We start from the raw sequence: 19,976 nt of genomic DNA, 5'->3' as shown, positions 1-19,976 counted from the left end.
AGCTACTCAAACCTCTCCGCGATATGATGCTCTTCCGCCAGATCGGAGAAGCGGGTGAATTCGCCGTGGAAGGCGAGCGTCACCGAGCCTGTCGGGCCGTGGCGCTGCTTGGCGACGATCACCTCGGCCTTGCCGCGCATCTCGTTCATCTCGTTTTCCCACTTGACGTATTCTTCCGTGCCAAGCTTCGGCTCGCGGTTCTTGAGATAATACTCCTCGCGGTAGACGAACATGACGACGTCGGCGTCTTGCTCGATCGAGCCGGATTCACGCAAGTCGGAGAGCTGCGGGCGTTTGTCCTCGCGGCTTTCGACCTGACGCGACAGCTGCGACAGCGCGATGATCGGCACGGCCAGTTCCTTGGCCAGCGCCTTCAGGCCCGTGGTGATCTCGGTGATTTCCTGCACGCGGTTCTGCGAAGACTTGGCGGATGAGCCCTGCATCAGCTGGATATAGTCGATGACGATCAGGTCGAGGCCGCGCTGGCGCTTCAGGCGACGCGCGCGGGCAGACAGCTGCGCAATGGAAATACCGCCGGTCTGGTCAATGAACAGTGGGATCTTTTGCATGGTTTGCGAACAGGCGACCAGCTTTTCGAAGTCCATTTCGGTGATTTCGCCGCGGCGAATCTTCGAGGACGAAATTTCTGTCTGTTCGGAAATGATACGGGTGGCGAGCTGTTCCGACGACATTTCGAGCGAGAAGAAGCCGACGACACCACCATTGGCCGCCTTGAACGAGCCATCGGCCTGCTGCGCCGGCTCATACATCTCTGCAATGTTGAAGGCGATGTTGGTGGCAAGCGATGTCTTGCCCATGCCTGGACGGCCAGCGATGATGATCAGATCGGACGACTGCAGGCCGCCCATGCGGCGGTCGAGATCGCGCATGCCGGTGGCAAGGCCCGACAGGTGGCCGTCGCGCATATAGGCGGCGTTGGCCATGTCGACCGCGGTCTTGACCGCGTCGGTGAAGCTTTCGAAGCCGCCATCGTAGCGTCCGGTTTCGGCGAGTTCGAACAGCCGGCGCTCGGCGTCCTCGATCTGCTCGGAAGGCGACATGTCGACCGGCGCGTCATAGGCGATGTTGACCATGTCCTCGCCGACGGTGATCAGCGCGCGTCGCGTCGCCAGGTCATAGATGGCGCGGCCATAGTCGGTGGCGTTGACGACGGTGACGGCTTCCACCGCCAGCCGTACGATATATTGCGCCACCGTCATGTCGCCGACCTTTTCGTCGGCCGGCAGGAAGGTCTTCAGCGTGATCGGCGTCGCCACCTTGCCCATGCGGATGAGCTCGGCCGCGATTTCGAAGATCTTGCGATGCAGGGGTTCGTGGAAATGGCCTGGCTTCAGGAAGTCGGAGACACGATAGAAGGCATCGTTGTTGACGAGGATGGCGCCGAGCAGCGCCTGCTCGGCCTCGATGTTGTTCGGCGCCTCACGATAAAGCGGTTGCTGCTCCGCCACGCCGAATTTTCGCGCTGCCTCTGCCATGATGTCCCCGATTTCGATCCCGGCCTTTCGATATCAGAACGAGACGAAAGCGTGCTGACCTTTCTGCATCACCACACGACCAACCGGTCTTGATGCCCGTTGTTCACAGGAACGGCGAACCGTCCACAGGACAGTGTTCCTGTGTCCCGATTCCGGTTGACTCGGAGAAGCGCAAATCCCTAACCGAGTCGCTGGAACAGAGCAAGAACAATTTTGACGGTCACGTGCTTGTCCCGTCCAGCGTATCGCCCCAGTCCAGGCGCCGCGCCGCCTTGAACAGATGACCGTCGCGTTTGGTGAACAGTTGTTCGCCGGCGCTGCCGTCCGGTTCGCAGAGCTTGAGTGACACCTTACCGGAACCGGATTTCGGCGGTGCGATAACCCGCGCAAGGCGAGACGCGGCCGGCTGGCGCGAAGCGGCGACATAGATGAATTTCTCGTCTTCCCAAGGCACCTCCGCATCCTTGGCCAGCCGGTGCAGGCGGGAGCGGGCGACGCGGCGCGAAAAATGGCACCAGTCGGGAGGGTTGATCGGGCAGGGCGCCTCATGCGGACAAGGCGCCAGCAGATGCGCACCGGCCGCGATCAACTGCGCGCGCACCGCCAGAATCCGCTGCCAGCCGGCCGGCGTGCCCGGCTCGATGATCAGCAATATGTCTGTCGTCAGCTGCCATAGCCGGTCGACCATCTTGGGCAGCGATGCCGGCACGATCTCGTCCAGCACATAGGCGCATGTGACGAGGTCTGCCGGCTGAAGGCCGGCAAGGTCTGTTGTGACGTCGCCGGCCTGCCAGACGGTTCGGGTTGTGATGGCATTGGCGGCAAGCGTCTCGCCGACCTTGCGCACCGCTGCACTCGCTTCCAGCAAAACGGCCTGTTCGAGATCAGGCCAGAGCTCGCTGGTGGCCCAAAGTACCGTACCAGGACCGGCGCCGACATCGAGCAGGGTTTTCGGCATGAAATCCGGCCGGGCCACGCTCAGCGTGTCGAGGCTGGCGCGGACCGCGGCATAGGTCGCCGGCAGCCGCGTCGCCAGATAGGCTTTGACCGCCATGTCCTGTGCCATGTGAAGACGGCCGTCGCGCAGTTCGGCGCGGTAGCGGTCCGAGAGCGTTTTCGCTGCCTGCTTCAGCTCCGGCAGCGGTACTTTTTCCAGGATACGATCGACAGCTTGTCGAAGAGAGGCCGGCAGTTCCACGCTAGGCTCCTCGCGGTGCGAGCAGGATGATCGAGGCGCCGGCTATGCAGAGCGCAGCACCGCCAAGGTCCCAGCGGTCGGGCCGCACGCCCTCCACCAGCCACAGCCAGGCCAGCGAGGCGACGATGTAGATGCCGCCATAGGCTGCATAAGCGCGACCGGCCGCGTTGGTGTCGACCAGCGCCAGAAGCCAGGCGAATAGAAGCAGCGAGACGAAGCCCGGAGCCAGCCACAGCGGCGATCTTTCCAGCCGCCACCATGCCCATACCGAAAAACAGCCGGCGATCTCGGCCAGGGCCGCGGTGGCATAGAGGAGATAGGTCATGAAAAAGGCCTCGCGACGATCACGAGGCCTTTTTCGGGGCAGGGGCCGGGAATGGCAAGCGCCAATGGCGATAGGCGTTTCTACTCCGCCACCTTGCGGCGCCGGGCGGGCTTGGCGGGCTTCGCGACGGGAGCCGCTTCGCGGCGGCCCATGTCGCGTAATTCCAGCGCCTTTTCGCATTTGGCCATATAGTCGCGGGTCATCGGCAGGGTGTCGTTCTTCTTGGCGATCTGGAACTGGAATATGACCAGATCCTGCCAGCGGAAGGCGGCTTCCGAAGCGGCCAGATAGAATTCCCACATGCGGCAGAAGCGTTCGTCGTAGATGGCCTTGGCCTTGTCGCGGTTGGCGGCGAAGCGCTGGCTCCAGTGCTTCAGCGTATCGGCATAATGGAGCCGCAGGATCTCGACGTCCGTGACCACGAGGCCCGACTTCTCGATCGCCGGCAGCACCTCCGACATGGCCGGTATGTAGCCACCCGGGAAAATATACTTGCGGATGAAGGCGCTGGTCGCCCACGGCACGCCGGAGCGGCCGATCGTATGCAGGAGCATGACGCCATCGGGCTTCAGCAATGTTGCCGCCTTGTCGAAGAAGGTCCTGAAGTGGTTCACGCCGACATGTTCGAACATGCCGACCGAAACGATGCGGTCGAAGCGTTCGTTGAGTTCGCGATAGTCCTTCAGCTCGAAATGGACGTGGTTTTCCAGGCCTTGCGCATGCGCCCGGTCGGTGGCGACGCCATGCTGTTCGGTCGACAGCGTCACGCCTTGCACGTCGACGTCGAACGCCTTGGCGAGATAAAGGCCGAGCCCGCCCCAGCCGGAGCCGATGTCGAGCACGGTCTGGCCGGCCTTCAGCCTGAGCTTGGCGGCGATATGGCGCTTCTTGGCCGCCTGCGCCTCGTCCAGGGTCATGTCCGGCTGCTCGAAATAGGCGCAGGAGTACTGCATGTCTTCATCGAGGAAGAGCCGGTAGAGGTCGCCCGACAGATCGTAGTGGCGCTGCACGTTGCGGCGCGAACGCGAGGCGGTGTTGATCTGCTGCAGGCGGCGGAAGGCGTGGCGCAGGCCCTCGATGGCTTTCGACCAGGTCGCGTCGATGCCGCCGCTGCCCATGTTCTGGAAGGCAATGCGCATCAGTCCGAGCACGCCGCCTTCGAGAATGTCGAGTTCGCCGTCCATGTACGATTCAGGCACCGCCAGCATCGGATCGAAGGTGATGGCGCGTTCGGCATGTCGGGTCTTGATGTGCAGGTGCACCGGCTCGCCGCTGCCGTCGCCGAAGACGAAGGTGGCGCCTTTGGGCCCGGTTACCTTGAGATTGCCCGTGCGCACCAAGCGATCGAGAACGCGCTTCAGCAGAATATTCATAACCAAATGTCCCCTCACGGTCAGACTGGCTGCCTTAATTCTGCAACAATATATAGGGGTTCGAAAAGTTCCATTTGGTACAAAAATGCCCGGGCGAGAGGCCCGGGCATTGGTCCAGAAAGGCTGGATGACGACAAAGTGATCGGAGCGCTGCTCCCTCGCTTGTCGTACCGCGATCAGGCGTTGTCTTCGCCGCCTTCGAACTCGGTGTTCGGGTCGAAGAAGTTCTCCGGCCGCGCATTGTCGTTGATGTCGTCGCCATAGATGGCTTCGGCGGTGGTCAGCGTCTCGCCCTTGGCCTGGCGCTCGGCTTCGTCGGCCGTACGCGCGATGTTGAGGCTGATGGTGACCTCGACTTCCGGATGCAGCGCGATCGCCACATTGGTGACACCGATGGTCTTGATCGGCTGGTTGAGCAGGATCTGGTTGCGGTTGACCGAGAAACCTTCGGCCGTCAGCAGGTCGGCGATGTCGCGGGTCGACACCGAACCGTAGAGCTGGCCGGTCTCGCCGGCCGAACGGACCGCGATGAAGCTCTTGCCGTCGAGCTTTTCAGAAACCTGGGTGGCTTCCGACTTGCGCTCGAGGTTGCGGGCTTCGAGCTGAGCGCGCTGGCCTTCGAACTTCTTCTTGTTGGCTTCGTTGGCGCGCAGCGCCTTGCCCTGCGGCAACAGGAAGTTGCGGGCAAAGCCGTCCTTGACCTTGACGGTATCGCCCATCTGGCCGAGGCGGGAAACGCGTTCGAGAAGAATCACTTGCATGGTCTTGTTCCTTCGTCTGGGCACCGATCGCGGGATCGGCGCGGAAATGAATGGAACAGGTCAGGAAGCTCGGGCGCCTTGGCGCCGGTGTCGCTGTCCTGCCTGTCGCGGCAGTTAGAGGCTTTTCACCTCAACTCGGGATTTCAATGCATGTCGCCCAAAAGTGGTCCCGGTTTTGGGACAACGACATGCATCATCGAACCAACCCTGCGGCGCCCGTCGCCGTGGGAGAAGGAAGCAGGCGGCGAACCGCCTGCTTTGGAAGTCTTAGCGAACCACGTAGGGCAGCAGGCCGAGGAAGCGGGCGCGCTTGATCGCCTTGGCGAGCTCACGCTGCTTCTTCTGGCTGACGGCGGTGATGCGCGACGGCACGATCTTGCCGCGCTCGGAAATGTAGCGCTGCAGCAGACGCACGTCCTTGTAGTCGATCTTGGGCGCGTTGGCGCCGGAGAACGGGCAGGTCTTGCGGCGACGATGGAACGGGCGCCGGGTCGGGATCTGGTTGATGTCGACCATTATTCTGCACCCCCTTCAAAGCCTTCGCGCGGACGGCGCGGACCACGATCAGCACCGGCGTCGCCACCGAAGCTGCGCGGCGGACGATCGCCACGGTCGCCGCGATCACGGTCGCCGAACGAACGCGGACCACGATCGCCACGGTCGCGGTCGCCGAAGCTGCCGCGCTCGGAGCGCTCTTCGCGCTTCTGCATCATGGCCGAAGGACCTTCTTCATGCGCCTCGACCTTGATGGTCAGGAAACGCAGGACGTCCTCGGACAGACCCATCTGGCGCTCCATCTCGTTGAGGGCTGCCGGCGGGCAGTTGAGGTCCATCAGCGTGTAGTATGCCTTCCGGTTCTTGTTGACCCGGTAGGTGAGGGACTTCAGTCCCCAGTTCTCGACCCGGCCGACGGACCCGCCATTCGCGGAGATGACGCCCTTGTACTGTTCGACAAGCGCATCGACCTGCTGCTGCGAGAGGTCCTGCCGGGCAAGAAACACATGTTCGTAAAGAGCCATTATGTCTTCGTGCCTTTCTTCGTTTCTCTCCCGGTTCCCGGCGGCTAAAGCCTCTGCAATTTCTCTGACCCGCAAACCCTTGAAGGGTACGGGGAAGAAAGGAGCATTTCGAGACGGTCGAGAGCGGAGACACGGGAGGCGGAAGCACTTCTGGCTTCACACGAAGGTTTTTGAAAAACCTACGGCCCTCCGTTCAGCCCCCAGCAAGGACCGGCAGATTGGCGGCGTCTATACAGCAATCCCCCGATAAGGCAAGGGCAAGCGGCGTCACCGATGTCGCAGGGCGCTGGATAGTCGGGTGGCGTGGCCGATACGGCCTGGCGATTTCCCGGCAACCGGCCCTTAACCACAATGTCAGGTTGTGCAGGGTTGCGCCCTCGCCGTCAACGGTCGATTCATCATGGAAGGCGCAAATGCCCGGGCAACCCGCGCAGATCAGGCGGCGAGCATTTCCGGGGGTAAGGATGCTTCTCAACAGATTCTGGCGCTCGAAGAGCGGCAATTTCGCGCTTCTGATGGGGCTCGGGCTGCCGGCCATCCTGTCGGCCGTGGCCTTCGCGGTCGACGTGTCCACCATCATGCGAGCCAAGAGCAACCTGCAGAATGCGCTCGACTCCGCAAATCTTGCCTCCTCGCATCTCGGCGATCTCGACATCACCCGCCCCGACGCATTCAACCGCTATTTTCAGGCCAACATCGCCGGGCATGGCGAACTCGCCAACGCGCAGGCGACGCTGACCGTCGACAAGGGCGTCAACTACATCAAGACGAAAGCTGTCGCCTCTGCGGACGTCAATTTGAACTTCGCCTTCCTGTTCGGCCAGAACAAACACATCGTCGTCGATGCCTCGGCCGTCGAATCGAACAATCAGCTCGAAGTCGTGCTGGTGCTGGACAATACCGGCTCGATGGCCGGCGCCCGCATGACGGCATTGAGGACGGCGACGAAGTCACTGCTGGACACGCTCGAGGCGACAAAATCGCCGACGCGCCAGGTGCGTGCCTCGCTGGTTCCCTTCGTCACGGCGGTCAATGTCGATGGCGACGGGTTCGACCCGTCCTGGATCGACATGGACGGCAAATCATCGACCAACGGCATCAATTTCCCCGTCATCAATGGCAAGCGGCCGAACCATATGGCGCTGTTCAAGCAACTGGGGCTGAAGGGCGGATGGAAAGATACGGGATGGAAAGGCTGCGTCGAGGCTCGCCCCGGCACCTACAACATCTCTGATACGCCGCCGGATCCGAACAAACCCGACACGCTGTTCGTGCCTTACTTCGCTCCCGACGATCCAGAGCCCGCCACCAAGCCGTCAGGCTCCTACGGCAACTCGGCCACCGGCTACAACAATTCGTACCTCGACGACACCATCGACAAGGTCAAGCTCGCCGAGCCGGGCGTCAACATACTGGGTATCGACCTCAGCGGCCTGCTTGGCAGCGTGGTCAACGCACTGTTGGGTGCCGACCTGGAAAAGGTCGCCAAATATGTCGCGTCGACGAACAAGATCGTCACCGAGACCGGCAGCGCGATCACGGTTGGCCCCAACCGCTCCTGCCCGACCCCCGTCGTTCCCCTGACCGACGATTTCGACAAATTGCGCAAGGCGGCGAGCCAGATGACGGAGTGGAACGGTTCCGGCACCAATGTCTCCGAGGGACTGTCGTGGGGCATGCGGGTGCTGTCACCCGGCGCGCCCTATACAGACGGGGTGCCATTCAAGACGCCGGGCGTCAGCAAGATCGTCATGCTGCTTACCGATGGCGAGAATGTCGTCTATGGCGCCAGCAATCAGCCGACCAAGTCCGACTATACGTCCTATGGTTATCTGGCGGGTGGCCGCTTCGGGTCGGACAACCAGACAACGGCGGCACGCAATGTCGACGGCTGGACCAAGAGCGTGTGCACGCAGTTGAAGAACGAGGGCGTGCAGATCTACACAATGGTGCTGCAGTCCGACACCGCCGCCAACCGCACGCTCTACAGCGCCTGCGCTTCCGACCCGAGCGGCTATTATGCCGTCAACGATCCGGCAAAACTGCCGAACGTTTTCCAGCAAATCGCCAACAAATTCTCGAAGCTGCAATTGACGAATTGAACCCGTCAACTCGTATGGGCGACGACCTTGTCGACCGTCTCGGGGAAGAAGTCCGGCGCCGCACCGCGCTTGCCGAACATCATGTCGTACTGGATCAGCCGGAAATTGTTGATCGTCGGGTCGATCTCCTTTTGCCGTGACCAATCGGGTGTCGCCTCGCCAGCCGGGGTCAGCAGCAGGTTGCGGTCGACAACGCGGTAGTGCTCCCGCACCTCGCCTAGGAAGCCTGTGTAGTAGGGGTGGGTGATGCCCGCGGCGGTGAGGATATGATAGGGTAGGAAGGCCGGGCTCACCGCGCCCAGATTCTCGACCGGACCGGAGCGGTTCGACCAGATGATCAGCGGTGTCTGGTGATGTTCAAGCGCGGCTTCCGGCGTCGGCTCCTTGCGAGGCGCGACATTGTCCTTGAGGAAACCAGTCTCGACATAGACCGGCCCCAGCGGCGGCAGATGGTCGCCGAAAAACGCGATCACGGTGGGGCGGGAGCGCTTCTTGGCCCATTCGATCAGCCGTTCAAGGCCGCGGTCCGCATCGGCTGAACCCTCTGCATAGCTCAACAGCGAGTCGCGCGCCCATTGGCTGATCGGCGCCTGCACTGCGTGGGTCGGGTTGTAGTAGCGGTTCGGTTCATAGGGACCATGGTTCTGCAGGCTGACCGCGAAGAAGAACACCGGGTCGTCGCTGGCATCGGCTTCGCGGATGATCTCGTCCGTCATCGCCGCATCCGATGCCAGCGGTCCGCGCTTTTCCATCGGCGGCAGCGTCTCTTCCGACTTGAAATCGTTGAAGCCGAAATCGGCATAGACCGCGCCGCGGTTCCAGAACCAGTTGGTGCCGGGATGGATGGCGCGCGCCCGGTAGCCCTCGCTCTTCAGGAAGGTCGCCATCGAAGGCGTCGGCGTGCGCACATATTGCTGGTAGGGAATGCTGCCGGCCGGCAGGAAGGCGTTGGAAAAACCGGTCAGCGCCTCGAATTCGATGTTTGCGGTCATGCCGCCAAATTCAGGCGAGAACATCGAACCGGAACGCAACGCCCGCACGGTGGGAATGGGGTCCGGCGTGATGGTGACGCCGGGCAGCTTGGTCGGATCCCAGAAGGATTCGCTCATGACGACGATGATGTCGGGTTTTTCATCGGGCACCGAGGCCGCCACCTGCGGCCGTTCGATCGCCGCGATCGCCTTGTCGGAATAGCCCGGCGGTGCCGAGACATGCGCCATCGGCACGTTGAGCGCGAAGGCCAGCGCAAAGCCGTTCGAGGCGTAGTTTTCCTTCTGATCCCACATGATCGGGATGATCTGCAGCCGATCCCTTGTCCACGAGAAGGTGGCATAGTCCATGATCGAGACGAAGAAGGCGAGCAGCGGCACGGCCAGCGTCAGCCGGGCAAGGCGGCCCTTGCGGCTGAGTGCGGGAACCTTGCGGCGCCACAGCCGCCAGCCATAGACGAGCAGCGACAGGCCGGCGACGATGCCGACGACCATGGCGAGCGCGGTCATCGGCCGGTCACGCACCAGGAGCGGCAGCAGGGCGAAGATCTGGCGGGCATAGAGGAAATCGGTCGGATAGAGTGGATCGCCGAGATAATGCGACTTCTGGTGGCCGACAAAAGCCAGCGACAGTGTCAAGGGCGCGACGATCATCAGGCTCTGATGGCTGCGGCCGAGCACCGCGTCGAGGCCGATCAGGATTAGCGCGAACACGACGATGGTCGTCCAGCCCGGCTTGAGCGGCTGCAGGAAGAAAGAGATCGTCCCGGCAAAGTCGCCGCGCACGATCAATTCGATGGCAAACACCAGGATGGTTGAGATCGCCAGGCTGATCAATCCATAACGGACGACCGGCCATCTCCGGCCCGGCAGATAGCCGGTAGACGGATCGTCTTCCAGGAACTGAGGCGCGGCTTTACCTGCGCGTTTCGAACTCTTTGCCACTTTAACTTCCCACCCAGCGACAACCCAAGTCACTCGATTGTCATATAATTGTCACGCAAAGCTAGCGCCTGTGGCGGAAATAAGAAGAGCCAGCAAACGATTCGTGAGCGGTTTTCATCATGAGTGATCGCCAAAAAGCCCTTTCGGAACAGGCACTCGGTGTAGGGTTGCGACTTAGGGCCGGGCTGAACCGGGCTTGACTTGGCGGCCTGCCTTGCGCCACAGGCAGGAAAAACGCGTGTTATCAAGCAAGCAAACCAGTCTTGGAGAGCCCTCGCATGGCCATTGCATTCACCTTTCCGGGACAAGGCAGCCAGGCTGTCGGCATGGGCAAGGATCTCGCCGATGCCTTTCCCGAGGCGCGCAGGGTCTTCCAGGAAGTCGACGACGCGCTTGGTGAAAACCTGTCGAAGCTGATCTGGGAAGGTCCGGAAGAGACCTTGACCCTGACGGCCAATGCGCAGCCGGCGCTGATGGCTGTGTCACTGGCGGCGATCAGGGCGCTGGAAGCGCGCGGTTTCTCGCTGAAGGACAAGGTCGCCTACGTCGCCGGCCATTCGCTGGGCGAATATTCGGCCCTTGCCGCCGCGGGTTTTGTTTCCGTTGCCGATGCCGCCCGGCTGCTGCGCATTCGCGGTAATGCCATGCAGGCGGCGGTGCCGGCCGGCGAGGGCGCCATGGCGGCGATCATCGGGCTGGAGCAGGCAGATGTCGAAGCCGCTTGCACCGAGGCCGCGCAAGGGTCCGGCAAGGTTTGCCAGATCGCCAACGACAATGGCGGCGGCCAGCTGGTGATTTCCGGCGCCAAGGCCGCGGTCGAACTGGCGGCGAAACTGTGCACCGAAAAGGGCGCCAAGCGGGCGCTGATGCTGCAGGTCTCGGCGCCCTTCCATTCGGCGCTGATGGCGCCGGCGGCCAATGTCATGCGCGACGCGCTCGCCGGGGTAGCAAAGCATGCGCCGGCGGTGCCCGTGCTGTCCAACGTCACCGTGACCCCGACCAGCGATCCCGACGAGATCGCGCCGCGCCTGGTCGAGCAAATAACCGGCCGTGTGCGCTGGCGCGAAACGGTGGAATGGTTCGGCACCAACGGCGTTGCTACGCTTTACGAGATCGGCGCCGGCAAGGTGCTGTCGGGCCTGGCACGACGTATCAACCGCGACATCGCTACCGCGTCGGTCGGCACATCGGCCGATGTTGAGGCCGCGCTGGCCGCACTTTCATAATCCACTGGCGATTTGACCCCTTCCGTGTGAAGGCTGTTCTCTCAGATCAGGAGACAAAAAATGTTCGAACTGACCGGCCGCAAGGCGCTCGTCACCGGCGCATCGGGAGGCATCGGCGAGGCGATTGCCCGCGTGCTGCATGCGCAAGGCGCCATTGTCGGCCTGCACGGCACCCGCATCGAGAAACTGGAGATCTTGGCAGGCGAACTCGGCGACCGGGTCAAATTGTTCTCGGCCAATCTGTCGAACCGCGACGAGGTCAAGGCGCTCGGCCAGAAGGCGGAGGCCGAGCTCGAAGGCGTCGATATCCTGGTCAACAATGCCGGCATCACCAAGGACGGATTGTTCGTGCGTATGTCGGACGCCGATTGGGACTCAGTGCTCGAAGTCAATCTGACCGCCGTTTTCCGGCTGACCCGCGAACTCACCCATCCGATGATGCGCCGCCGCCATGGCCGCATCATCAACATCACCTCGGTGGTTGGCGTGACCGGCAATCCCGGCCAGACCAATTACTGCGCCTCCAAGGCCGGCATGATCGGCTTTTCCAAATCGCTGGCGCAGGAGATCGCCACCCGCAACATCACCGTCAATTGCGTCGCCCCGGGCTTCATCGAATCGGCCATGACCGACAAGCTCAACGACAAGCAGAAAGAGGCGATCATGGCGGCGATACCGACACGCCGCATGGGCACGACTGTTGAAGTGGCCTCCGCGGTCGCCTACCTCGCCTCCAACGAAGCCGCCTACGTCACCGGCCAGACCATCCATGTCAACGGCGGCATGGCTATGATCTGACGGATACGGCGGGGCTGTGAAAAGAGACCATTTCGCCTTGGACCTCAGCCATTTTTCGTGTAATGCGGCCCGCAACCCGGCGGTTCGGGCAAAAACCGGTCCGTGGCCGTTGCGTTTCCGGCAGGACCATCTTTCAGCTTGATTAGCGGCATTCTGCCCGCTAACGAAGACAGACAAACAAAAGACGAGGATGCCCCAAATGAGTGACACCGCAGAGCGCGTCAAGAAGATCGTCATCGAGCACCTTGGCGTCGATGCCGACAAAGTGACGGAGCAGGCGAGCTTCATCGATGATCTGGGCGCTGACAGCCTCGACACGGTCGAACTCGTCATGGCGTTCGAAGAAGAATTCGGCGTCGAGATTCCCGACGACGCAGCCGAGACCATCCTGACGGTCGGCGATGCGGTGAAGTACATCGACAAGGCTTCGGCCTGACGCTTTCCGCAGTCATCACCGGGGAGGACCTGCGATGAGGCGTGTCGTCGTCACGGGCCTAGGGTTGTTGTCGCCGTTCGGCATGGGCTTCGAGCACAGCTGGAAGGAACTTCTGACCGGCCGCAGCGCCGCCAAGCGCATCACCGAGTTCGAGGTGGAAGATCTTGCTTGCAAGATCGCCCACGTCGTTCCGCGTGGTGACGGCAGCAATGCCACCTTCAATCCCGAGGCCGTGCTCGAGCCGAAGGAATTGCGCAAGATCGGCGACTTCATCCTGTACGGGATTGCCGCCGCCGATGAGGCGCTGAAGGATTCCGGCTGGGAACCCAAGACCCACGAAGAGCAATGCGCCACCGGCGTGCTCATCGGTTCGGGCATTGGCGGCATCGAAGGCATCGCCGAGAACGCGATGATCCTCAAGGAGCGCGGCCCGCGCCGCATCAGCCCCTTCTTCATTCCGGGCCAGATCATCAATCTCGTCTCCGGCCAGGTTTCGATCCGGCACGGGCTGAAAGGCCCGAACCATGCCGTTGTCACGGCCTGTTCGACCGGCGCGCACGCCATTGGCGATGCTGCCCGGCTGATCATGTGGGGCGATGCCGACGTTATGGTCGCCGGCGGCGCCGAGGCGCCGGTGACGCGGCTGTCGATCGCCGGCTTCGCCGCCTGTCGGGCGCTGTCGACCGATCGTAATGACACGCCACAAACGGCGTCGCGTCCCTATGACCGTGACCGCGACGGCTTCGTCATGGGCGAGGGCGCCGGTGTCGTGGTACTGGAAGAGCTCGAGCACGCCAAGGCGCGCGGCGCGAAGATCTACGCCGAGGTGACCGGCTACGGTCTCACCGGCGATGCCCATCATATCACGGCTCCGGCGGAAGACGGCGACGGGGCTTTCCGGTGCATGACCGCAGCGTTGAACCGGGCCAAGCTGACGCCTGCAGATATCGACTACATCAACGCGCACGGCACCTCGACCATGGCCGACACGATCGAACTCGGCGCTGTCGAGCGCCTGGTCGGCAATGCGGCGTCGAAGATTTCGATGTCGTCGACCAAGTCGTCGATCGGCCATCTCCTGGGCGCGGCGGGTGCCGCCGAAGCGATCTTTTCGATCCTCGCTATCAGAGACAATGTCGCGCCGGCGACCATCAACCTCGACAACCCGGAGCGCGAAACCGCGATCGACCTGGTGCCGAACAAGCCTCGCTCCCGCCAGATCGACGTGGCGTTGTCCAATTCCTTCGGTTTTGGCGGCACCAACGCTTCGCTGGTGTTCCAGCGCTATAATGGCTGATCGTCCGGCTACCGGGCGATGCTTCGGTCTGCCGTCAATTTTGCCATATTCGCCCCTACTCTGCCGCAGGGGATTCGTTGGGCGATCAAACGGTAGGGCAAAATGAACACAAATCCGTCGGGCAACGGAGAATTCGGGCAGCGGCCGGCGAACACCGGGCCGATCGTACCGAAGACAGCCAGCGAGGCTTTGCGGCCGGAAGCCGGAACGCCGCCGCCGAAGCGCTCGCGCGCTTCGCGCAGCCAGGTCGTCGTGTTCATGAACTTCGTCATCTCCCTGGTGATGCTGATGGTTCTGGCAGCGGGTGCGGCGCTTTACTTCGGCAAGCAGGAATTCACCGAAGCTGGCCCCTCGGCCAATGGAGACACCTTCCTGGTCAAGCCGAACACCGGCGTCGCCGACATCGCCGACCAGCTTGAGCGCCGCGGACTGATCAGCGACGCCCGCGTCTTCCGCCTTGGCGTGCGTGCCTTCGGCAACGATTCCGCGCTCAGGGCCGGCGAATACGAGATCAAGCCCCGGGCATCCATGCGCGACATCATGGAGCTTCTGAAGAGCGGCAAGTCGGTGATGTACTCGCTGACCATTCCAGAAGGGCTGACGGTCGAGCAGGCGCTGCAGCGTATCGCCGACGAGCCCGCCTTGAGTGGCGACATGCCGTCGACAACGCCCCCCGAGGGCAGCCTTGCCACCGACACGCTGCGCTTCACGCGCGGCGCGACGCGTCAGCAGATGATCGACAAGCTGGTGGCCGATCAGAAGAAGCTGGTCGACGAAGTATGGCAGCGGCGCGCGCCGGACCTGCCGCTCGCCAATGTCGAGGACTTCGTCACCCTGGCCTCGATCGTCGAGAAGGAAACCGGCAGGGGTGACGAGCGTTCGCGCGTCGCCGCCGTGTTCCTCAACCGGTTGGCCAAGGGCATGCGCCTGCAATCCGATCCGACCATCATCTATGGTCTGTTCGGCGGTAAGGGGAAGCCTGCGGACCGCCCGATCTACCAGTCGGATATTCAGAAGCAGACGCCTTACAACACCTATGTGATCAGCGGCCTGCCGCCGACGCCCATCGCCAATCCGGGCCGTGCAGCACTTGAGGCCGTGGCCAACCCATCGAAGACCGACGATCTCTATTTCGTCGCCGACGGCACGGGCGGTCACGTCTTTGCCGCGACGCTGGATGAGCACAATGAGAACGTCGCCCGTTATCGTGCGTTGCAGAAGAAGCAGGCCGATGACGCGGCCAAGGCCGCCGCTGCCTCTGGTACAAACGGCAATGCCGACAAGCCTGCTACCGACAAGCCTGCGGACGACAAGCCGGCTACCGACAAGCCTGCCGATGGCAGCGACAGCACCGGTGGCGACAATGGCGATGCCGGCGGCGATGCGGGTGACGCCCAGTAGGACGAAGAAAGGCGTTGCCCGGAAGGCGACAGCCTGACATTTGAAAGAACGCCAAGCGTCCGATTTTGACGCACCCGCGGCGTGGTTGTTTTAAAGCCGCACTTGCCCCGTCCGGAAAACTGGCTTTGGGGTGATGCGCCAGGGGTGTGCAGGCGACATGAATTTGCAGAGCATGACCGGATTTGCGCGTGCCGTCGCCGAGCATGACGGCACCTCGATCGCCTGGGAGGTCAAGTCCGTCAACGGCAAGAGCGTCGAGGTGCGGCTGCGGCTGCCGCAAGGTTTCGAGCGGCTGGAGCCGACGGTCAGGCAAACGCTGCAGAAGTGTTTCGCCCGTGGCAATTTCCAGGCGACGCTGACCATCGGCCGCGCCGCCGGCGCGCAGGCGCAACCCGTTGTCAACGAGGCCTTTCTGAAAGACCTTGCGGGTCTCGCCAAGCGGCTGCAGGAACAATTCGGCGTTGCCCCCGCGACGGCTGACGGGTTGCTGTCGCTGCGTGGCGTGCTCGACATTCCCGAAACCGTGGAAACCGAAGAGGCGCGCACCGCGCTCGACATCGCCATCATGACTGCGCTCGACGTGGCACTGAAAGGGCTGGAGCAGGCACGGCAGGGCGAGGGTGCGGCACTGGCTTTGCTGCTGTCCGGCCACATCGACGCCATCGAGGCGCTGACGCTGCGCGCGGAGGCGGATCCGTCTCGCGACACCACGGCGATCCGGGAACGCATCGCCGAGCAGATCAAGCTGCTGATGGACGCGTCCGCCAATCTGGATGCGAGCCGCCTGCATATGGAGGCGGCGTTCCTCGCTACCAAGGCTGATATCCGCGAAGAGATCGACCGGCTGAAAACGCATGTCGCATCTGGCCGGGCCTTGCTTGAGGGCGGCGGCGCCGTCGGCCGCAAGCTCGATTTTCTGGCACAGGAATTTAACCGCGAATCGAATACGCTGTGCTCGAAGTCGAACGCCGCAGCCGTCACCGCGATCGGACTGGAGCTGAAGGCCGTGGTCGACCAGTTTCGTGAACAGGTCCAGAATCTGGAGTAGCCGATGGTTGCCAAGGAACCGATGGTTGCCAGGGATTTGGGGTCCCGCATCCGCCGCCGGGGGCTGATGCTCGTGCTGTCGTCGCCATCCGGCGCCGGCAAATCGACGATCGCGCGCAACCTCCTGGAAAGCGATTCCAGCCTCGAACTGTCGGTCTCGGTCACCACCAGACCGCGCCGCGGCTCAGAGATCGAGGGTGTTCACTACCATTTCCGCACCATGCGCGACTTCGAGCGGCTGCGCGATTCCGATGCGCTGCTTGAATGGGCCGAAGTGCACGGCAATTGCTACGCGACACCGCGCGAACCCGCCGAACTGGCGCTGGCGCAAGGCCGCGACATGCTGTTCGACATCGACTGGCAAGGCGCACAGCAGCTGAAGGAGAAGATGCGTGCCGACATCGTCTCGATCTTCATCCTGCCGCCATCGATGAAGGAATTGAAGGCGCGGCTGAAACGTCGGGCCGAGGACCAGGAAGCGGTGATCGAGACGCGGCTGAAGAACGCCCGCAACGAGATCGAGCACTGGAAGGAATATGATTTCGTCATCGTCAATGACGATCTCGACCGTGCCTTCGCCGAGGTGCGCGGCATCGTCGTCGCCGAACGATTGCGGCGGGACCGCCGGCCCGGGCTTTTTGATTTCGTCTCGGGATTGCTGGACGAGAAAACGGTGTGAAGTCTTTTTTCCTTCTCCCCGTTCACGGGGAGAAGCGAGCTACACCGCATTGGTCAGTCGAACAAATTCCTCGACGCTGAGCGTTTCGGCGCGGCGGGTCGGATCGATGCCCGCGCGCTCGAGCAAGGCCTCACCGCCAAGGCTTTTCACGCTCTGCCGCAGCATCTTCCGGCGTTGGCCGAAGGCGGCTTCGGTGACGCGGCCGAGTTTCTTGACGTCAGCGGGCAGAGGTGTCGTGCGCGGCTCCAGATGGACCACCGAAGAGGTGACCTTGGGTGGCGGCGTGAAGGCCTGGGGTGGCACGTCGAAGGCGATCCTGGCCTGCGTGCGCCAGCCGGCCAGCACGCCAAGCCTGCCATAGGCGTCGCTGCCGGGCGCGGCGACGATGCGCTGCGCCACTTCGCGCTGGAACATCAGCGTCATCGAAGCGTAGAAGGGCGGCCAGGCCGGGACCGTCAGCCACCGCACCAGCAACTCGGTGCCGATGTTGTAAGGCAGGTTGGCCACGATCCGCACCTGGCCACTGTCTCCGGCAGCCGCGGAGGCGAGGGCGGCGAAGTCGGTCTTCAGCGCGTCTCCGGAAATCACCTCCAGCCGGCCGGGATAGTGAGCGGCGACTTCGGCAAGGGCAGCCAGGCAGCGTTCATCGCGCTCGATGGCGACGACCCGGCGGGCGCCGTTGGAAAGCAGCGCCCTTGTCAGCCCTCCGGGGCCCGGTCCGACCTCGATCACCACGGTGTTTGTGAGATCGCCTGCGCTGCGCGCGATCTTGCCGGTCAAATTGAGGTCGAGCAGGAAATTCTGACCAAGCGCCTTTTTTGCCTGCAGCCCATGGCGCTCGATGACATCGCGCAGCGGCGGCAGACCGTCGATGCTCATGCGTTCGGACCCGAAACGGCAGCGCTCATGCGGCTACCGCCTTTGCGTCGGTGTCGGCGAGCTTTCTGGCGAGCTTCAGCGCCGCGATCAGGCTGTCGGGCCGCGCAATGCCCTTGCCGGCGATGTCGAAGGCAGTGCCGTGGTCTGGCGAGGTGCGGATGAAGGGCAGGCCGAGCGTGACGTTGACCGCTTCGTCGAAGGCCAGTGTCTTGGCCGGGATCAATGCCTGGTCGTGATACATGCATAGGACCACGTCATAGCTTGCCCGTGCCCGCGCATGGAACAGCGTATCGGCCGGCAGCGGGCCGAAAGCATCGATGCCTTCGGCGCGCAGGATGTCGACCGCCGGCCGCACGATACGCTCGTCCTCCAAGCCCATGGAAGCGCCTTCGCCGGCATGCGGATTGAGGCCGGCAATGGCAAGCCTCGGCCTGGCAATGCCGAAGCGGCCGGCCAGATCGGCCGCGGTGATGCGCGCGGTCGCGACGATCAACTCGGTGGTCAGCACCTTCGGCACCTCGGCCAGAGCGATGTGGATGGTGACGGGAACCGTGCGCAGGTCAGGGCCTGCCAGCATCATGACCGGCATCGCGTCGACACCACTGTGCCGGGCCGCCAGGTGCGCCAGATATTCGGTGTGGCCGGGAAAGCGGAACCCGGCGTCGTAGAGCGGCTTCTTGGCGATCGGGCAGGTGACGACGGCGGCGGCGTCTCCGGCAAGGCAGGCGGCGACAGCGCGGTCGATGGCCTCGACGGTGCCGGCCGCATTGGCCGGATCCGGCCGGCCAGGACTGTCGACGAACTGGGCCGCCAGTGGAACGATCGGCAAGGTATGGGCGAATATCTGCGCCGCTTGCGCCGGTATTGTCTCGACGATCGGCACCGACACGCCCAGCCGGCTTGCCCGCGAGGCGATCAGCGTCGGATCTGCCAAAAGATAGAAGGCGGGCAGGCCGACTGCCTCGCGCGCCAGGAAGGCGGCGATGGCGATTTCGGGGCCGATGCCGGATGGATCGCCGACGCTCAGCGCCAGCGCGGTCATCGCGCTCTTCACGTCAGCGCTTGACGATGCGGGCTTTCGCCTTCAACTCGTCGACATATTTCTTGCTGAGATCGTCGGCGGCCTTGTCGTTGGAGCCTTCGCTCTGGAACACCATCTGGGCTGTCTTGTCGTCGGATACTTCGCGCGATGAGCAGATGCCGATGAACTCGACGCCGCGCTCGGTCTCGCGCGTGGTGGTGGCGCCGCCGACCTTGGTGGCCTTGATCTGGTCGGCCCAGTCCGGCGGCAATTGCGGCGCAAGCACCCGGCCGAGATCGCGAACGGTAACGTCGATGAGGCCCTTGGCGAATTCGCGCGTCGTGGTGCAGCCGTTGAAGCGGGCGCGCATGGCATCGGCCTCGCGCTTGCGCTTGGCCAGCGTCGCGCCGCGTTCGGCAGCGGGCACGACGAAGATGACCTGCTGCAGCATGTACTCGGTAGCGCTCGGCTTGGCCCCGCCCTTGTCGAGCATGCGCCTGACCGCATCCTGTTCGGTCACGCTGCCACCTTCGCCGGAACGGTAACGCGCGCTCAAGGCCTGGTTCCAGGCCATCTGGGCACGGATGAACTCCTTGAAATGGTCCTTGCCGACGCCGGATTTCTCCATCACGCCATCAAGCTGGCTGATCTGCATTTTGTTGCCCGCGGCAAAGCGCTGATAGGCAGCCTCGACCTGGGCATCGGTGATGCGGATGCCAAGCCGCTTGGCCTCGGCCATGCGCAGCGTCTGGTCGATCATTTCCTGGGCGGCATCGCCCTTCTTGCGCTGCAGCTTAAAAAAGGCGGCGCGATGCGCGATATCGCCTGACGTGATTGGTATGTCGTTGACGATGTATTTGATCTCGCTGGCGAAAGCCGGCGGCGTCATGACAGTCATCGACACGGATGTCGCCGCCACAAGCAGCGCGAACCCTGCTGAAAAGAGGTATTTCCTCATCATTAGCATCCCAATTCTATCCCGGT

General features: G+C 63.0%; 20 protein-coding genes. 8 read left to right on the top strand and 12 right to left on the bottom strand.

Going from position 1 to position 19,976, the window contains the following annotated elements; all coding sequences use genetic code 11:
- Positions 1–2: 2 nt before the first annotated feature.
- From AC1DX4_RS05650 to rpsF, 7 genes are all read right to left on the bottom strand, one after another.
- Entirely contained in the window at positions 3–1,496 is a 1,494-nt protein-coding gene (locus AC1DX4_RS05650; RefSeq protein WP_027045351.1) for a replicative DNA helicase, read from the bottom strand.
- A 220-nt stretch (positions 1,497–1,716) separates the two neighbouring features.
- A complete protein-coding gene (locus AC1DX4_RS05645) occupies positions 1,717–2,694 on the bottom strand; it encodes a small ribosomal subunit Rsm22 family protein (RefSeq protein WP_477219390.1) in 978 nt (325 codons plus the stop codon).
- Between the two features lies 1 nt (position 2,695).
- Entirely contained in the window at positions 2,696–3,019 is a 324-nt protein-coding gene (locus AC1DX4_RS05640) for a YnfA family protein (RefSeq protein ID WP_477219389.1), read from the bottom strand.
- A gap of 80 nt (positions 3,020–3,099) precedes the next feature.
- Positions 3,100–4,392 carry a class I SAM-dependent methyltransferase gene (locus AC1DX4_RS05635; RefSeq protein WP_477219388.1) on the bottom strand — a complete coding sequence of 431 codons (1,293 nt, stop codon included), beginning with the start codon at positions 4,390–4,392 and terminating at the stop codon, positions 3,100–3,102.
- Between the two features lie 176 nt (positions 4,393–4,568).
- Positions 4,569–5,153, bottom strand: coding sequence for a 50S ribosomal protein L9 (gene rplI / locus AC1DX4_RS05630; protein WP_027045355.1), 585 nt, complete (start codon positions 5,151–5,153; stop codon positions 4,569–4,571).
- A 267-nt stretch (positions 5,154–5,420) separates the two neighbouring features.
- The gene (rpsR, locus tag AC1DX4_RS05625) at positions 5,421–5,669 is read right to left on the bottom strand and encodes a 30S ribosomal protein S18 (RefSeq protein ID WP_006203718.1); all 249 of its coding nucleotides are present in this window, start codon (positions 5,667–5,669) and stop codon (positions 5,421–5,423) included.
- Positions 5,669–6,172 carry a 30S ribosomal protein S6 gene (rpsF, locus tag AC1DX4_RS05620; protein WP_027045356.1) on the bottom strand — a complete coding sequence of 168 codons (504 nt, stop codon included), beginning with the start codon at positions 6,170–6,172 and terminating at the stop codon, positions 5,669–5,671. Before rpsF ends, rpsR begins: the two co-directional genes overlap by 1 nt.
- Positions 6,173–6,636: 464 nt before the next feature.
- Here rpsF and AC1DX4_RS05615 point away from each other — a divergent pair, with 464 nt between their 5' ends.
- The gene (locus tag AC1DX4_RS05615; protein ID WP_477219387.1) at positions 6,637–8,274 is read left to right on the top strand and encodes a pilus assembly protein; all 1,638 of its coding nucleotides are present in this window, start codon (positions 6,637–6,639) and stop codon (positions 8,272–8,274) included.
- 5 nt (positions 8,275–8,279) lie between these two features.
- Here AC1DX4_RS05615 and AC1DX4_RS05610 read toward each other — a convergent pair whose 3' ends face one another.
- Positions 8,280–10,208, bottom strand: a complete 1,929-nt coding sequence (locus AC1DX4_RS05610) for an LTA synthase family protein (protein ID WP_477219386.1) — start codon at positions 10,206–10,208, stop codon at positions 8,280–8,282.
- A gap of 278 nt (positions 10,209–10,486) precedes the next feature.
- Here AC1DX4_RS05610 and fabD point away from each other — a divergent pair, with 278 nt between their 5' ends.
- From fabD to fabF, 4 genes are all read left to right on the top strand, one after another.
- Positions 10,487–11,434 carry an ACP S-malonyltransferase gene (gene fabD, locus AC1DX4_RS05605; RefSeq protein WP_477219385.1) on the top strand — a complete coding sequence of 316 codons (948 nt, stop codon included), beginning with the start codon at positions 10,487–10,489 and terminating at the stop codon, positions 11,432–11,434.
- A gap of 60 nt (positions 11,435–11,494) precedes the next feature.
- Entirely contained in the window at positions 11,495–12,232 is a 738-nt protein-coding gene (gene fabG / locus AC1DX4_RS05600) for a 3-oxoacyl-[acyl-carrier-protein] reductase (protein WP_477219384.1), read from the top strand.
- A 199-nt stretch (positions 12,233–12,431) separates the two neighbouring features.
- Positions 12,432–12,668 (top strand): acyl carrier protein, encoded by a 237-nt coding sequence (locus AC1DX4_RS05595; RefSeq protein WP_006203723.1) that lies wholly within the window; start codon positions 12,432–12,434, stop codon positions 12,666–12,668.
- Between the two features lie 34 nt (positions 12,669–12,702).
- Positions 12,703–13,965 (top strand): beta-ketoacyl-ACP synthase II, encoded by a 1,263-nt coding sequence (gene fabF, locus AC1DX4_RS05590; RefSeq protein ID WP_477219383.1) that lies wholly within the window; start codon positions 12,703–12,705, stop codon positions 13,963–13,965.
- Between the two features lie 8 nt (positions 13,966–13,973).
- Here fabF and AC1DX4_RS05585 read toward each other — a convergent pair whose 3' ends face one another.
- Complete coding sequence (locus AC1DX4_RS05585; RefSeq protein WP_477219382.1) at positions 13,974–14,225, bottom strand: hypothetical protein; 252 nt, start codon at positions 14,223–14,225, stop codon at positions 13,974–13,976.
- Between AC1DX4_RS05585 and mltG the strand changes: the two genes are divergently transcribed.
- From mltG to gmk, 3 genes are all read left to right on the top strand, one after another.
- Positions 14,224–15,366 carry an endolytic transglycosylase MltG gene (gene mltG, locus AC1DX4_RS05580; RefSeq protein ID WP_477219381.1) on the top strand — a complete coding sequence of 381 codons (1,143 nt, stop codon included), beginning with the start codon at positions 14,224–14,226 and terminating at the stop codon, positions 15,364–15,366. The two genes, AC1DX4_RS05585 and mltG, sit on opposite strands and share 2 nt — an antisense overlap.
- A gap of 157 nt (positions 15,367–15,523) precedes the next feature.
- Positions 15,524–16,414 (top strand): YicC/YloC family endoribonuclease, encoded by an 891-nt coding sequence (locus AC1DX4_RS05575; protein WP_477219380.1) that lies wholly within the window; start codon positions 15,524–15,526, stop codon positions 16,412–16,414.
- Positions 16,415–16,435: 21 nt separating this feature from the next.
- Positions 16,436–17,092, top strand: coding sequence for a guanylate kinase (gmk, locus tag AC1DX4_RS05570; RefSeq protein WP_051643596.1), 657 nt, complete (start codon positions 16,436–16,438; stop codon positions 17,090–17,092).
- Between the two features lie 39 nt (positions 17,093–17,131).
- Here the strand turns inward: gmk and rsmA are convergent, their stop codons facing one another.
- From rsmA to AC1DX4_RS05555, 3 genes are read right to left on the bottom strand one after another with little or no spacing between them, the layout of a single operon-like run.
- Positions 17,132–17,971 (bottom strand): 16S rRNA (adenine(1518)-N(6)/adenine(1519)-N(6))-dimethyltransferase RsmA, encoded by an 840-nt coding sequence (gene rsmA / locus AC1DX4_RS05565; protein WP_477219379.1) that lies wholly within the window; start codon positions 17,969–17,971, stop codon positions 17,132–17,134.
- Between the two features lie 25 nt (positions 17,972–17,996).
- Positions 17,997–19,013 (bottom strand): 4-hydroxythreonine-4-phosphate dehydrogenase PdxA, encoded by a 1,017-nt coding sequence (gene pdxA, locus AC1DX4_RS05560; RefSeq protein WP_477219378.1) that lies wholly within the window; start codon positions 19,011–19,013, stop codon positions 17,997–17,999.
- Between the two features lie 13 nt (positions 19,014–19,026).
- Positions 19,027–19,959, bottom strand: a complete 933-nt coding sequence (locus AC1DX4_RS05555) for a peptidylprolyl isomerase (RefSeq protein ID WP_477219377.1) — start codon at positions 19,957–19,959, stop codon at positions 19,027–19,029.
- Positions 19,960–19,976 lie beyond the last annotated feature (17 nt).

The sequence above is a fragment of the Mesorhizobium sp. P3_A8 genome, from assembly GCF_056402995.1.
This window is presented reverse-complemented; position numbering and strand designations above follow the sequence as displayed.